Origin of the sequence: Mucilaginibacter sediminis (assembly GCF_051903035.1) — a bacterium.
Taxonomy (GTDB): domain Bacteria; phylum Bacteroidota; class Bacteroidia; order Sphingobacteriales; family Sphingobacteriaceae; genus Mucilaginibacter.
The window spans coordinates 4,660,829-4,676,087 of sequence record NZ_CP170602.1; the positions used below are offsets into that span (position 1 = coordinate 4,660,829).

The window sequence follows — 15,259 nt, forward strand, 5'->3', positions numbered from 1 at the left end:
TTGTGAAGGATCGGGTTTACTAAAGGTAGCGATTTGCCGCCTTGGAAAAAATACCCCAGGGGGTATTCAGCGCGCGTGCGGGAGCCATTCCGCGAGCCGGGTGCAAAGGTCGGCAGCAATGGTGATGAGCATGTACGCGAGTGCGAGCCATACGGTCGCGCCGCCGATGAACAGTAGGAGCTTTTCTGTCTTGATTTTTGGAACATTCATGGTTTTTTCTTTCAGTGTAGTGAAAGCGCGCGAAGCGCGATAGTATCGGCATTTCACGGTCGGGCATGAAATGCTGCGGATAGCTATTTCAGTCCGGGGAGGTGGTGGACTATCTCGCTCCACCAGTGGGGTATCCTCTTTCCGACTTCCCAGACCAGCGCGGCAAAAATCAGCGCGCCGAAGATGAGCTGCAAGAGGTTCTCGTATCGTCTGTCTCGTACTGGCATAGTTTGTGGGTTACGGTAAAAAAATGGCGATGTGGTTAAATGCTAAAAACCTGATAAAAATAGGGATTTTAATCCCTATATCAAAACAAAATCATTCGCTAAACATTGTGGATGATTAAGGGTGAAAAACAGCGGCGCAACGAGAGGGCCATCAAGGCGCTGGCCGCCAACATCAGGCGGTACCGACTGGAAAGAAAAATGACCATAGCGGAGCTTGCAAACGCCGTGGGGGTGGACTATTCGCAGGTCGGGAGGATGGAGCGCGGGGTCGTCAACGCGAACGTCTCCATGGTGTTTGACGTGGCCCAGGCGCTGGGCGTCCCGGCGTCCCGGCTGCTGGAAACGGACGCGGATTAGGGACAAACCCGCGCGACGCCCGGTTGCAGAATCCGCAGTGCGCGGATTTTATTATTTGGCCTCGGCGAGTGCCGGGCCGAAGCCAGACAGGAACTCGCTCGGCAATATTCCAAGCGCCCCGGACAGCCGCTCAACCGTTCTCATCGTGGAGTCCGAGTTGCCCGACTCTATTTTCCGTATCTGCCCGACGCTCACGCCGGAGGCCGCGGACAGCGCCGCCTGCGTCATGCCCCTTTCCGCGCGCAGCCATTTCAGCCGCGCCGAAAGCAGCAATCTCGCCCTGTCCTTTGTTTCCTTGCTTCTGCCGCTCATGGTGCGAATATATGCTTTAGCTGGCGTAGTTTGCGTCCCGCGCTACCTTTCGCACTCCTTCCTCAGCGTGTAGTGCACGAAATACTGCCCCTCCAGCTTGTTCGTGTTCACGGACTGGTCGGTCTCGCCCCTGATCTCGGCGGCCGTCTTGTCGCACACCTCGTACCTCGTCGTGTCCCACTGCTCCGTGGGCTGGTGGAACGGGACGGAGGGGTCCTTCGGGGTGTAGTTGTGGTACTGGAACGCCGCGCACTTCCAGCAGTACTTCTTCTGGCAGGAAAGGGACGACAGGCACAGGAGCGCCGCGAGGGCGACTGCGCGCTTGGGGGTGGGGTTTCTCTTCATGGTTGCGAGGGGTTAAGCTTTCAGGCCAAGGTACGCAGCGGAAATGAAAATACCAAGTATTACTTGGTGAAATATTCGCGCAACGTCGCTTTATTAGCCCCATGCGCGGACTGCCCAAGAGCGACATAGATCTTTACGTGATCGGCGAGATAAAGCGCCTGAGGACGGCGCGCGGGATCAGCCAGGCGCGGCTCGGCGCGATGCTCGACCTGTCCGACGCGTTCATCGGCCAGATAGAGAGCCCGAGGCACGTGAGCAAGTACAGCCTCGACCAGATTAACAGGCTTGCCATAATATTCGAATGCAGCCCGAGGGACTTCCTGCCAGAGAAACCAATTGCGATCAAATAATTATTTATGCACTGCAGGACCATGACCGCACCAATACCACGTCACGATTTGCGGTCGGCCACGGCATACGGCGATATTCCGGAAGGATAATTATCTGTATATTTATTTTTTTTATACGTTAACCCACTTAGCCTTTCACCGCCGATGTTTATCTCAAAGTTGTTTTTAAAGAATTTTCGAAGCTTCAAGGAATGCACGATTGAATTTTCGAAGGGAAAAAACGTTATTGTTGGTAAAAACAACTGTGGAAAGTCCAACATAGTAAAGGCGCTCGACATGCTCTTGGGAGAGAAATTTACCACCTATCTCAACATAACAGACAACGATTTTTACACCCATGAGGTAGCGGTCGAAGAAACCGGGGAGGTTTGCGATTGTATTGAGGATAATTTCTATATTGAGGCAACCTTAACAGAGCGCGATATCAACCTACCATTGATTAACTCTATTATTAAGAATGTGGCCTTTTCAAAGCTGGACTCCATCGATTCCGTGTATATACAGGACAATGGGGAGATAAGGATCAACTACGACCTTCTGCAAAACTTGGATATCATAGCAGAAAACCCCGCCGTTGTTCCGTATGAAGACAACAAGAAGATAAATTGGCTAAAGGGAAACAGCCTTGTCAACTTTCTGCTGGGCTGTAGTGTCATTAAAGTATTCTTCACTAAATCGCGCATTCTTGAAGATTCGGCAGGATATGGCCTTATTGTAAGGCACAATAACTCTTACTGGATATCGCACTACATACCGAAGAAGCTGCGGGACTCGCTGATTACCTCTACCGTAATCAATGCGCTGCGCAGTCCGAAGGAAGACTTGAGGGTGGTGAACTACACGTGGTTTGGCAAGCTGGTCTCCAAGATTTGGCAGGAAAATAAGGACACCAAAGAGACCGGTGAAGACCATACTTATATTGAATTGATTCTTGGACATTCAGAAAAAATAAAAGTCCAAGTTGATAAGTTATTTTTTGAAAACACCGAAGAGATTCGGAAGGTTATTAGTCGAGCTATTGCGCACCAGAAGGTGTCCTTCAAACTGTTCAATGACAACGCCCATGACCTTTACAAGGGCGTTCAGATTTTTGTAAACGACGGCATTGATCGGCCGATAACTGAAAAGGGCACGGGCATTCAGAGTGCCGTGATAATTGCACTGTTTTCCCTCTATTGCAACAAGTTCCATACAACGAGTTCCTTGCTTATAACCGAGGAGCCCGAGGTGTTCCTGCACCCTCAGGCGCGCCGAATTATATCCGCGGAGCTGAATAAATACCTTAGCGACAAGGCACAGAGGCAGCTCATTATCAGCACTCACTCACCCGAGTTTCTCAGGGGTGTCGATCCTGAAAACATCATCAGGGTTTTTAAAAGCGCTGACAACAATCATTCCCAGGTTGCCCAAATCAAGTCGAGGAATTTGATTGAAATATCGCAGGAAATAAAGCGATTCCTTTGGAGCAACAATACCGAAATTTTCTTTGCCGACAGCGTAATAATGGTCGAGGGTGGTGAAAGCTATCTGCTTCCGACAATTATTGACAGACTAAAGCATACGAAGCAGTATCTGGATTATCAAAATATCTCAATAGCCCGTGTTAACGGCAAGGGAAATTTTCTTGCTTACATAAAGATGCTTGAGACATTCAAGATCAGATGGATCGTGGTAGGCGATCTGGATTGCTACAAGGATGAGGTCTTCAAAATACTGACCCACTTTGAAAAGAGTGATATCCTGGACGATCTGGCAAAGATAAAGGCGGCGATGGCCGTCTCTGTACCGCGCTTTGACAAGATTTTGGAACGGGTAAAAGGCATTCAGTCTAACGGTGATGCTCAAACTCTCCACAACCTTTTTGGCAAATTCAACAAGGGGACTATAAGTGCCGACGACGTGGAATTGCAATCTATCCTCGCCCTAATGGAGCAACGGTACGTAAAAAGCGACTTGCGTAAGGACATACTCGATGCCATTGGTGAGCCGAACTTTGACAAGTTCCAGCAGTCATTAAACGACGTTAACATACACATATGGTCTCACGGCGATCTGGAAACGCATTACACAAAATTAGCAAAGGCAATTAAGGGGAGCAAGGACACTGTAGCTTTGCAGTTGTCTTACATTCTCGCTGACGAAACCGTTGACTTGCAGAATTACATCAAAAACCTCGCCGAGTGGCAGAGGATATGCGACAGAATCTAACTGATTACAATGGAAGCCATGTTTTGAACGGCTGAAAGTGGGTTGTTACTACTTTCCCGACTGCCTGACGATACGGCCAATGATTTCTTCCGTCTCCGCCTGGGTCCTCGCCCCGTCATACTTTACCCTTACCCTGTAGCCCTTCATCGTTGCATTGGTATCTGTCGGCTTTGCATCGTCCGCGAAAAGCGTCGGCAACCGGTCGGTTGCCATAAATTGCAAACGTGATATTTCGCTCGGTGTGAGCGTGGCCATTGCGCGCGCCTCGACCTGTTGCAGCTTCCTCGGGCTGCCCGCGCACACTACCACCCTGTCGTACCCGGCGGCGATGCACTTTTGCACGTTGTGCAGTTCCCACTCGACGGGCGTCGAGACGGAAATCTCGACCGCAATCGTCCTGCCGTCCCGCTCGAGCAGCACGTCGACCTTTCCCTTCCCGTCCGGCGTCGGCACCTCGACGCTTGCCCTGTACCCGTGCTGTTCCGCTATCATCTTTACGAAGGCCTGCACATGTCTGTGCTCCGTGACCGTATCTGCGGACGGTTCCTGTTTCTGTTCCTTCGGCTGCCGCGCGCGTGCCGAAGGCGGGGCTGGCCGAAAGGGAGCGGATTCCGATGCAGCCTGCTCCGGCATATCGGGAGGCGGGGGCTGGCCGGTCGGAGGCGTAGGGAGACGCACCGTGTACGCGCTTCTGGATGCCTCAATGACGGCGCTGCTGCTATCCTCGCAATCAGACACGTCAGGAACTATTTTCAGGTTAAAATCGCCGTCGGCCGTTCCAACCCGCGCGATGGCCTCCCCGATGGCCAGCGACTGCATGTCCGCCGCCGAAAACGAGGCGAAGCTTTCCTGCATGCGCCTCGCGTCGGTGTCGGACAGCCTGAAGCAGACGCGCGTTCCCGCGTTGGACATCAGCGAGCCCGCGATGTCCCTGTCGGCGCGCTCGAGCTGCTGCATGTCCTGGTGGGCGCATACGAGCCCGAGGCCGTACTTGCGCGCGCCGCTTAATATTGTGGACATTGAAGGCGTCACGAAGTGGTGGAACTCGTCCATGTAGCAGAAGAACGGCACGCGTTCCGCCGACGCCTGCCGCTGCCGCGCCATCGCCGCCTGCTGCAGCTTTGCCACTATGCACGCGCCGAGCAGGTAGCCGTTCTCCTCGCCGATAAGCCCCTGCGAGAGCTTTACCAGTATTATCTTGCCGCCATCCATCAGCTTCCCGAAATCCACGCCCTGATGCTGGCAGACCATGTTCCTTATGGCTCTCGGCCGAAGGAAGCTGTCGAGGCGCGTGAGGATCGAGCCGATGGACGAGGTCTTGAGCAGCGGGTATTCCTTCTGCCAGTAGTAGACGAGTTCCGTGTCGGTGCAGGTGGCAAGCACATTGCTGCGAAACGCCGTCTCTATGAGGAACTTTCGCAGGTCGCCGATATGGCCGGGCTTCCTATTGTACAGGAACGCCATGATCGCGTTTGCCAGCACCCCGTGCATCTGGTCTCCCCACGACGTGCTGAACCGCCTGAACAGCGCCACGAGGTCGGAGGCGAGCAGCTCCCGCTCGAGGTCGCTGTGCGCGGAGAGGATGTTGAAGGCGACAGGGAACTCGGAATCCGAGGGGTCGATCAGCAGCACGTCGCCTGTCCGCTCCCGCGGAATGGCTTTCAGCATGGCATCTATGAGGTCGCCGTGCGGGTCGAGCACGCAGCAGCCGGTTCCGCTTATAATGTCCCGCCGTATGAGGTTTGCCAGCAGGGTGCTCTTGCCGGTTCCGGTTCCGCCTATGATATGGATGTGCCTCAGCCGGTGCTCGATGCCGAGCCCGACACTTGCGGCCTTGCCCTGGTGCTCGTTGACGCCCAACGCGTACGGCAGGCCGTGCAGGTGCCGGGGCGCGGCCTTGGTCGTGCGGCTCGTGCCGATCAGTTTGGCGGACAGCCGGGCGTCCGGCAGGTGCACGAACGTCGCGAGCTCGTGGGAGTTGAGCAGCATGCCGACGCGGTGGCTCTGCCGAAGCACGAGGTCGCTGAGCCTCATGCCGAGCGAGTATTCGGGGGTGTCGAGCATGACGAGAGAGTTATGCGGGGACGCGGACGCGTGGACGACAGCCAGCGAGGCGTGGTGCAGCAGCCGCGCCGCGTCCTGTTCGTATTCCGCGAACGCGGCGACGCGCAGGGTCGCCCCGAACAGCGGGCGCGACGCCTTTTCCCGCGCGAGACCGGGCATTTCCGGCGCGTCCATGAAGAACGAGCCGCCCCGCCCGTCGCCGACAGCCTCTATCATGCTGTCCGCCCACCGGTTCTGGGCCCCGCAGAACAGGACCTGCACGGCCAGCGCCTCGTCCGGCGCGAGGCCGCTTACGGTGCCGAACAGCGGCACGTACGGGTCGTGTCCTCCGGTAGCTGTCGCAATCGGGCGGGTAAACTCCTCCCGCAGGCCGAAGTCCGCCACGCAGGCGGCCTCGGCGAGCCGGGCGCACTCGAACAGCTCGTCGTCGAGCGTTTCCGTCACCGCGCAGTCGGGAAGGTACGCGCGCAGCAGCGGATATACGTATGAGGCTGTCTCGTCCCGGCAGACGAACTGGAGAAACGCGCGCTCGTGCGTGGCAACGAGCTCGAACGACACGGCGGTCTCGCACCGGGCGAGCATGGCAAGCAGGTGCGGGATGCCGTCCCCCTTCGGCGCGTATCCCCTGGGTAGCGTCACCGAGAAGACGGTAAGCGAGGGGTATTCATCGTCGTCCACGTAAGCAACGGGGCGCTCGGCTTCCTGCCGTTCCGTATTCACGGGAGGAACCGGCCTGAACGCGGCCGCAAGCCTGCTGAAGGGGGTGTGCCGCTGTCCGTCGTCCACGTACCCGCCCCTAAGGAAGTGCCCCGGAAACGGGACGTAGGGCGGCTCGAGCTGCACGGGCTGCGCGCAGGCGGCGTGCCCGCGTCCCCATTTCTCCCACTCGTAGAACTGCTCGGTGAGCCGCCGCGACACCGACTTCCCGGTCATTCGGCCGTTTCCCCGATTCGGTACCCGTGCTCGGCCTTGAGGCTTGCCACCGCGCCCCGTATGATGCCGTCGATGCTGCTCTTGAAGATCAGCTCGGTGTCGATCTGATAGTATGGCTTGGAAGGCGACAGGAACCACCGAATTATCGGAATCCTGCGCAGCACTGTAGCGAGGCTGTCATCGCTGTCCTTGAGCCACCAGCTGACAAAGAAGCTGCGGCCGAACGGCGCGGCGCACACGTAGTAGCTGAGGAACCGCCGGGTGATGCAGAAGTAGGTGCGCTTGGGCGACCACGGGCCGTCCTCGCCGAACTCGGCGAACGAGAACGAGACGCCGGGAAACTGGTATTCCTTGATCTGGGACTCGAGCTTTTCGTAGAATTCCTTGGACGAGGCCTGCATGTCCTCGAAGTGCTCGTAGGAGTGGCTGTGGATGACTTTTTCTGCCATGGGTGGTAGGGATTTAGGTTGGAAATTATTTGAATAACTAAATTTAATTATTCGTACATTAAAATAGAATTATTTTAATAAAAAAATCCGAAGCGCCATGTTTCTATTTTGAGAAATAAGAAAACCGACGTTATTCTATTTTTAGAATGGCATTAAAAAGAAAAAATAAACATATAAGGCCAGTAAAATACTGAATAAAAAAATAAAAAATCATCCCAGTATGGTCAGACTTAATTTTATCAAAATCTACTTTTAACGAAAAAAATATATACATCGTTAACACTATGGTTATCACTACTGCGTTCAATTCATTAAGAAAACCTAACCGTTGAGTCTTGTTGACGGTTAGTATTGGGTAAAAATTCAATAATTCATCCTGAATTGTTAAATTAATAAAAAAGAAGAGCAATAAGAAACCACATGTCCAACCAATTATTCTTAGTCGATTATATCCATAATTCCACCATGCCCAATCCACGAAATCCCATGCTTTACCGAATAAACCATATTGTGAAAGTTCGTATTTCTTATACTGAATATCAACATTTTGATAACTTGAGGTCTTACCGTCTTTTTTGAATTTATCCAAAAGGCGAATGTACGTTTGTCGTATTTCTTCATCGGATGAATCTTCTTTAAACGTAAGGATCAAATTGTCGGTAAAGTCAAATTCTAAATTTGAAACATCGGTATTTGTTAATGATATGTTCAGTTCACGATATTGATCTATATTCAATTTAAGCGGTTTCAAGATTTTACTATTGATAATAGATAGCGAATCAATGTTTCCAACCCTTATTTGACTAATATTTAACGAGCAGTTCTCAATTGCAACAGAACTGTTTTTAACATTGGATGTGACGTGTATATCAATTGGATTTTTATCAATGGCACAGTCAACAAAATTCGCCGCAATTGGATTGTAGAGCCATGCAGAGACCGAGAAGACAGAATCATATTGGAATCGAACAGTAGACGTTTTAAGAATATCTTGATTACGATAGTCGTTATATTTGAAATTTATATTCGATTCATTAATCTTGATTAAGATTTTGCCAGTCTTTGCTTTTAAACCATCAATATCAAGTGATACATCTGAGTGGGTACAATTCAGCATTGATGCTTGATACGTAATGTTTTTCATATATATATCACCATAACATTCGTCAAACGATAGAGATTTGAGAGAATCATTTTCGAGTGAAAGTCCGCCTATGCCATAAAAACCAATTAGATCCCACCGCGAAAATTCTACAGGAAATAATAAGGATGAGTTTTTTATTGTTAGGGATGAAATTTTCGAAAAACTATAGTAGTGGGGGATATTTTTATCAAATACTTGGTGAGTAAAATCTTCTATCACGGCCCAATGTTCTATAAAGATGTTGCGCGGATAAATGAACTTATCGTCTTTATTATTGTAGAATTGAAGGTGTCGATAATCTTTTGATTCAAGAAGATAGGAAAACTTCTCTCCGGCATGATACATGTGTTTCGACGGCCGAATATTTAAAGTTTCGTTACTATAGAAACGTGACTTATGGGATTTGGTGTATTTAAGTCCTTGGGCAACGGCTGAAAATTGTACGAGTTGTAATAAAATAAAAAAAACAGCTCCGTAAGCTATGACGTCATGATTACGAATCAATGCAGTATCTCGTTTTACTTTCACAGTTTAAGTTTTTCTAAAATAGTAATTATCTACTATAAAAAGTGACCGAGATTTTAAACTAATATAAAGCCATTTTGGATTAAACCAGGAGTTTAGTAACGATCAAAAAGACATTCCCAGAGTTGAAAGAAATAAACAGTTATTGAAAATGCCCTGATAACAAACAGCTATAGCTTTAAATTAATTATTAACCAATAATTATTCTTTTAAGCCTATAAAAATTAACCTATTCAATCATTTTGTGATTTGATAAAATATAATTTGACATGCGAAAAAAATACGTGTAGCTTTGCGGTTACCGACCGACAAAAAGGACATAAAAAACCTTGGATTCTGGAGGAGAATCGTTTATTTCAGCGGATTTTATCCGCTCTTAAAGCGACTGCAAATGTAGTGAAAAAAGTAACACTGCAAAATATACTTTGTGAAATATTTTTTTTTGATTTATATGAACTTGATTTTTAAACACTTACAATCAGAATTGCCTATGGAAAAAGCCATGTATGAAGTCGTAATCTGACTGAATTGGCAAATAAAAAGCCCGGGTCGGAAGCCCAGGCTCTAAAAAGCAAATTTCTCTCTGCACAAATTTAAGGTGCAATTTGTTTTTTTCTTATAAAGATTATCAAATAATAAGAAAAAAGCAAGTTTTTGCAAAAAAAGTTGAATACTTAGGGGCAATCCCCTGTATTCAACTTAGCATCTAAACATTTTGTGCATTTTTTAACGGATCCCTCAAAAAAGTTTAAAAATGCAAAATGGAAACCAATCTAATTCCGGTTAAATCACCGGGCAATAATGTCACAATCGGACGTTGTTTTCAACCTGACGCTCTAATTCAATTTGAGCCTGCATTAGCTTATCTGAATAATTTACAGATCAAGACAAAATTAGCATGCTTTGGCATTAATACCCCATCAATTTTAAATAGAAAAAAAGGGATATCGCAAAACACTCTTACAATATGTAATCAAGGCTATAGGCCACTGTTGTTATATGTGCAGAAACGGAAAGTGTTTTCATATCGATGCGTGTCAAAACGTTTCTTGACCTTTTTTGAATTAAATACAATTATGAGGATATGATTTAAAGAAAAACCCGGTGTCTGCCGTAGGAAGCAAATCGACACCGGGTGAAAGATTTCTTTTTAATACAAAGTAATAAAAAGAATGGCGAGTTCACAAAAAGGATTTTTACACTTCACTGCCTTGCTTTACGAGAGATAAAGACTCACAACGAAGGCGTGGAAAAACCCAAGAACAATACCATCATGAATGCAAATATATACATAATTGAAAATCAGCTTATTGCCGACATATTACAGGCTAATCCCGGAATGACTGCAAGAGAAATTGTATGCTTTTTTGTTCCTGAAGCAAGCGAATATTTTAGTTTAATTGAAATATGCTCGTTATACATGATTCTAAGAAATAGCGAGAAAATTTTTGTCTCCAATAGTGTCTATAGTGCTTCAAGTGAATTTAAGAAATGCATTGGGAATCGAATAAACGAGCTTAACTGGAGTAAACTTAAGCAGACTATGCATTTTTAATAAAGAGCTTAACGAATAAGAGGTTATGCGTGAATAACTGTGACAGCACTAAACCCCTTGCTCTCGACCCCGTCGATCAGCAATTTTAAATAGATATGATACTTCGGCAGGCTGACAAAGTCGTCGTAGGTGAATACCGGATAGAATAGCCTTTCCATCACCTTCGCGTCGTCCAGCCCGACCCGAAACACGATCAGCGTGCCGAAGTTGGCAAGGATGGCGCTTCGGGTGTCCGCTTCCAGCTGGTCAAGGTGCTGGCAGGCCAGGAACAGGCCAAGGCCAAACTTTCGCACCTGCGGGAGCATCGCGGCAAAGGAGGTAGAAACAAAGTGCTGCGCCTCGTCTATGAACACGTAGAAGCGCCTGCGCTGTGTTATCGGTATTGATGCCCGACGCATCGCAGCGTTCTGGATGCTCGTTATGATGAAGCTGCCCAATACGGTCGCCACGTCCTCGCCGATCTCACCTTTCGATAAATTCACCAATACGATCTTCTGCCCGTTCATGCACTGTTCAAAAGACAAACCCTGTGGCTGCCCGAAGATGCCGCGCAATGTGTCGTTGGCAAGCAGCACCCCCACCTTATTCAATATCGGCTGCACGGTGCTTGCCTGCATGGCTGCGGAGTACAGGTTGTACTCGTTCAGCCAAAACGAATTCGCATATGGATTTTGCACGTGCTGCAATACCCGTGCGCGAAAAGAGGCGTCGGTTAACAGTGTCGATATGTCCAACAGCGTGGCGCCGGGATATTCCAGCAGGGTAGCGATGGCAAAGCGCAGGATATATTCCAGCTTGTCGCCCCACGAGGTCGAAAAGAGCCGCTTGAACGTAGTAATCATTTCGGAAGCAACTAACTGCCGCTGGTGTTCGGGGACATCTGCCAATGGATTGAAGGCCGGTAGATTGGCGCGGTTGGTCGCGTCAAAATATATAACATCCTTTTTGCGATGTTCTGGTACGCGGTTTAGCACCAACTCGACGGTATCACTGTGCGGGTCAAGCACGCATATCCCGTATCCCTTGCGCATGTCGTCTACTGCCATGCTGACGAGCAGATGTGACTTGCCCATGCCTGTCTTGCCCAGGCAAAATATGTGGTGCAGGCGGTCGGCGGGCTTGATGCCGAAGATACGGTTGTGGTTGCGCCAGTTGGTTTCTCCTATCGGCGTGAATGGTTTTAGTTCGTGCATACAATTATCGTATCGAAAGCAACGAATGAATTATAGTATCGGCATTTCATTGTGCGCCGTTAACCACTGATACTACCTGTCTCGCCTACGGCATGCGAAAATACAGGAATGGAAATAAAGGAACACCAGCTGCAATCGTTTATCGGACTGTACGAGCAGGAGTTTGGCGTAAGGCTGACACGAAGCGAGGCGCACGAAAAGGCCTCCGCGTTGCTGCACTATACGCGGCTGTTTATACAACCTCTTGCAGAAATTAAGGAAAATGATATAAATAACGTGTCGAACGCAAGTGAATAACTGATAAGCTTTTATACCTGAAAAGAGGTAACAGGCCACTTGCGTTCGACGACAAAAGTGTTTACCTGTTGCCTCTTTTCAGGTTTTTACTATGAAGGACGAAAAAACTATTTACATACAATACGCCCGCAAGTCTTCCGAAGGAGAAAATCGGCAGTCTTTGTCTATCCCCGCGCAATTGCGGGACAACGAGGAACGGGTGATACGCCCCAACGGGCTAACCATACTTAAGACGATTACCGATGAGGCTTCGGCTTCCACCCCGAACAACCGCCCCGGCTACACGGAAATGATGCGCCTCATCAAGGAGGGCAAGGCATCCGGCATAGTCGCGTGGCATGTCGACCGCGTCGTCCGCAACGAGCTGGAAGACGGCGAAGTCAGGTGGCTGCTGCGTTCCGGCCTGATAAGGTCAATTTGGACGCCCACCCGCGAGTACAGGAGCGAGGACAACACGCTGCTGCTGGGCATCGAGACGAGCATGGCCTCGCAGTATACGATTGACCTTGCGAGAAAGGTGAGAAACGGCAACAGGCAGATGTGGGAGAAAGGACAGCCCGGCGGTGTCGCCAAACTCGGCTATCTCAACACGAAATTCCAGGAACACGGAAGCAACTACCTGCTGGAAGACCCGGAACGGTTCCATGTATTGAGAAAGGGGTTTGAGCTGATGCTGACCGGCAAGTACAACGTGCAAGAGGTTCACGCCAAGCTGACAAGCGAATACGGCCTTATCACCCGAACGACAAAAAGGCTGGGCGGCAAGCCGGTCGCCCTGTGCGTCCTGTACAGGATATTCGCGGACCCCTTTTACTGTGGCCGCTTCTATCGAAACGGCAGGCTGTACAGGGGTTCCTACAAGCCGATGATAACCGCCGAGGAATTCGATACCATACAGAAGATTTTAGGCCGCAAGAACAAGCCGATGCAGCAAAAACACGAGTTCGCATTTACTGGACTGATGAGGTGCGGCGCGTGCGGCTGCGCCATAACCGCGTCAAGGAAGCTGAAAATTGTTAAGGCCACGGGAGAATACAAGACGTACGCCTTTTATCATTGCACCAAGCGCCGGGGCAAGGAGGCATGCGGCGAAAGGCACTACACCACGGAAAAGGAAATGACCGAACTTATCGCGTCCGAAATCTCGAAGCTTAATCTCATTCCGAAGTGGAAGGAATGGGCAGTCCGCACGCTGGCAGAGGATTATCAGCAGGCTCTTGAAAACAGCAAGGAGCTGCTGTCATCCGCAAAGGGCTTTGAAAGCAGGCTTCAAGCCGAACTTGGCCGCCTGATTGACCTTAGAATTGCCAATGACCTGACCGAAGAGCAGTACAGGAGCAAGAAAGCGGAGCGCGAGGTAGAGCTGATTCTCATACAGGAAAAAATCAAGAGAATGGAATCCGGCTTTGACCTGCAAAAAAAGCAGATTGACGACCTGTTTGATTTCGTCGAAAACATAACGGAACGGTTCAAGGCGGCAAGCTACAGGGAACAGCGAAGCATCTGCGCCTATTTCGGTTGGAACTGGGTTTTGCAAGGAAAAAAGCTAACGTTTACAAGGCAAAGCTGGTTCTACGACATCGAAGAACTGAAATCCTTTTACGAGGCAAACAAAGGGGCGTTGGAACCGATAAAAAGCTATATAGAATTTAGACAAAGTCCCTATTTTGAGCGGGTACTTATCACTTTGCGGAGGCTGCGAGAGAGCATTAGAACCGAGGAAAGGCAAAACGCCCCGGTCGGAACCGAAGGCGCATTGCAGGATCAGGGCGAAATTGTGATTTGAGACAATGTGTCTCACGTTGCGGAGGCTGCGAGAGAGCATTAGAACTGAGGCGCAATAATTAATACGTTCAGCTTGACGACTAAATTAAAGGTCACTTTTTTACAAAAAAGAAATGCATGCAAATTTATTTGGTAACAATCTTGTTACAATTAAAATATTTTTTTATTCTACTTTTAAGGTTTAAGAGGCTTAGTTTCCTCAAATGAGAATGTATACGCCTATAGGGGCGATCTTTACTTAAAGGGCTTAAAATAGCGTTTAGCGGTTGATTATCACCTTGTCAGCACCATCGTACTTTGTTAACATTTCCACATTTTCAAATATATTGAGGTCATCAGCAATCTATTGCTGATTTATATCTTTTGGTATACCTTTGGTCGTTATAATGGTATCTGAAAGGAAATCGTTATGAAAAAACACATGAACGTAGCCATATCACCCCATTCTTACCAAGACCCTTTGGAATCTTTTTTAAAGGTGCTGAATGAGCTTATAGAGAGCTTAAGTCAATCACGTAAAAATATTTTCAATAACTTTTCAAACTGTCATCAAATAAGGAAGAGCCGTAAGGACTTTGAAAAACTGATGAAGGAAATATTAAAAAAATTCGACTGTCTATCAGAAAAAGATAAAGCCACAATAGAATTAAGTACTTATAGGCTTCTGCAGAGAATCGAAGTTTTGGCTCCGAGGGCCATTTGTGAAGTGAAGGAGGATAATATCCCCATATTTTCACATTTTCTAATTTGGCAGATAAGGAAGACTTTAAAATCGTTTAGGGCTTCTCAAAAGAAAATGGCCGACCAGCTGTACCCAGACCGCAGCAAAGAGATATTATCCAATCCTGACTTGTACCAGAATTTAGTTGCTACATGGGGTGATCTTGCCAACGATTAAGTATAGGCTACTCCATGAGGAAATTGTATCGTGGTGAGGTTATTTTAGTTTGGGCTCCTGATGGAAATAATGGACTAAAACAAAGACCTGTCATAGTTTTGCGAGAAAACAAAAAGAACGATGATGCGATATCCGTTTACTGTACTACTAAGAATAATGGAGACGATGCCAACAATATTTTTGTAGAAGCAAATTCGGAAGAAGGAAAAAAAATGGGTCTGACGGAAGATACCTATATTCGCCCTAAAAGTATATTAACTATACCGTGCGTTTCTATTATAAGGCCGATAGGAAAATGCTCGTTACTGCACGAGATAGGCAGAATCATCGACAATAATATGGCAAGGTAAATAATAGAGGGCATAAAGTTATCAGCTTTCCAATTTTCGCCTTAGATTCCTGTTGCT

Annotated in this window: 14 protein-coding genes; 7 read left to right on the forward strand and 7 right to left on the reverse strand. The window is 48.4% G+C overall.

Going from position 1 to position 15,259, the window contains the following annotated elements:
• Positions 1–66: 66 nt before the first annotated feature.
• A complete protein-coding gene (locus ACFGVS_RS19025) occupies positions 67–210 on the reverse strand; it encodes a hypothetical protein (RefSeq protein WP_439695161.1) in 144 nt (47 codons plus the stop codon).
• Positions 211–548: 338 nt separating this feature from the next.
• Between ACFGVS_RS19025 and ACFGVS_RS19030 the strand changes: the two genes are divergently transcribed.
• Positions 549–794, forward strand: coding sequence for a helix-turn-helix domain-containing protein (locus tag ACFGVS_RS19030; protein WP_439695162.1), 246 nt, complete (start codon positions 549–551; stop codon positions 792–794).
• Positions 795–845: 51 nt separating this feature from the next.
• On the opposite strand, the gene ACFGVS_RS19035 is transcribed toward ACFGVS_RS19030, so the two are convergent.
• Positions 846–1,106: a helix-turn-helix domain-containing protein gene (locus ACFGVS_RS19035; RefSeq protein ID WP_439695163.1), complete on the reverse strand. Its 261-nt coding sequence runs from the start codon at positions 1,104–1,106 to the stop codon at positions 846–848.
• Positions 1,107–1,148: 42 nt separating this feature from the next.
• Entirely contained in the window at positions 1,149–1,451 is a 303-nt protein-coding gene (locus tag ACFGVS_RS19040) for a hypothetical protein (RefSeq protein WP_439695164.1), read from the reverse strand.
• Positions 1,452–1,552: 101 nt separating this feature from the next.
• Between ACFGVS_RS19040 and ACFGVS_RS19045 the strand changes: the two genes are divergently transcribed.
• Both ACFGVS_RS19045 and ACFGVS_RS19050 read left to right on the forward strand, forming a co-directional pair.
• Positions 1,553–1,801, forward strand: coding sequence for a helix-turn-helix domain-containing protein (locus ACFGVS_RS19045; protein WP_439695165.1), 249 nt, complete (start codon positions 1,553–1,555; stop codon positions 1,799–1,801).
• 144 nt (positions 1,802–1,945) lie between these two features.
• Positions 1,946–4,009: an ATP-dependent nuclease gene (locus ACFGVS_RS19050; RefSeq protein WP_439695166.1), complete on the forward strand. Its 2,064-nt coding sequence runs from the start codon at positions 1,946–1,948 to the stop codon at positions 4,007–4,009.
• A gap of 48 nt (positions 4,010–4,057) precedes the next feature.
• On the opposite strand, the gene ACFGVS_RS19055 is transcribed toward ACFGVS_RS19050, so the two are convergent.
• From ACFGVS_RS19055 to ACFGVS_RS19070, 4 genes are all read right to left on the reverse strand, one after another.
• Positions 4,058–7,006, reverse strand: coding sequence for a type IV secretion system DNA-binding domain-containing protein (locus ACFGVS_RS19055; protein ID WP_439695167.1), 2,949 nt, complete (start codon positions 7,004–7,006; stop codon positions 4,058–4,060).
• Complete coding sequence (locus ACFGVS_RS19060) at positions 7,003–7,455, reverse strand: hypothetical protein (protein WP_439695168.1); 453 nt, start codon at positions 7,453–7,455, stop codon at positions 7,003–7,005. The genes ACFGVS_RS19055 and ACFGVS_RS19060 overlap by 4 nt, the downstream gene beginning before the upstream one ends.
• A 130-nt stretch (positions 7,456–7,585) precedes the next feature.
• Complete coding sequence (locus ACFGVS_RS19065) at positions 7,586–9,127, reverse strand: hypothetical protein (RefSeq protein ID WP_439695169.1); 1,542 nt, start codon at positions 9,125–9,127, stop codon at positions 7,586–7,588.
• 1,575 nt (positions 9,128–10,702) lie between these two features.
• Positions 10,703–11,872 (reverse strand): type IV secretory system conjugative DNA transfer family protein, encoded by a 1,170-nt coding sequence (locus tag ACFGVS_RS19070; protein ID WP_439695170.1) that lies wholly within the window; start codon positions 11,870–11,872, stop codon positions 10,703–10,705.
• A gap of 108 nt (positions 11,873–11,980) precedes the next feature.
• Here ACFGVS_RS19070 and ACFGVS_RS19075 point away from each other — a divergent pair, with 108 nt between their 5' ends.
• The 4 genes from ACFGVS_RS19075 to ACFGVS_RS19090 all read left to right on the forward strand — a co-directional run bounded on the left by ACFGVS_RS19075 (position 11,981) and on the right by ACFGVS_RS19090 (position 15,202).
• Positions 11,981–12,169, forward strand: a complete 189-nt coding sequence (locus ACFGVS_RS19075) for a hypothetical protein (protein WP_439695171.1) — start codon at positions 11,981–11,983, stop codon at positions 12,167–12,169.
• Between the two features lie 91 nt (positions 12,170–12,260).
• Complete coding sequence (locus ACFGVS_RS19080) at positions 12,261–13,955, forward strand: recombinase family protein (protein WP_439695172.1); 1,695 nt, start codon at positions 12,261–12,263, stop codon at positions 13,953–13,955.
• 408 nt (positions 13,956–14,363) lie between these two features.
• Positions 14,364–14,852 carry a hypothetical protein gene (locus ACFGVS_RS19085; protein ID WP_439695173.1) on the forward strand — a complete coding sequence of 163 codons (489 nt, stop codon included), beginning with the start codon at positions 14,364–14,366 and terminating at the stop codon, positions 14,850–14,852.
• 14 nt (positions 14,853–14,866) lie between these two features.
• Positions 14,867–15,202, forward strand: a complete 336-nt coding sequence (locus ACFGVS_RS19090) for a type II toxin-antitoxin system PemK/MazF family toxin (RefSeq protein ID WP_439695174.1) — start codon at positions 14,867–14,869, stop codon at positions 15,200–15,202.
• The last annotated feature ends 57 nt before the right edge of the window (positions 15,203–15,259 follow it).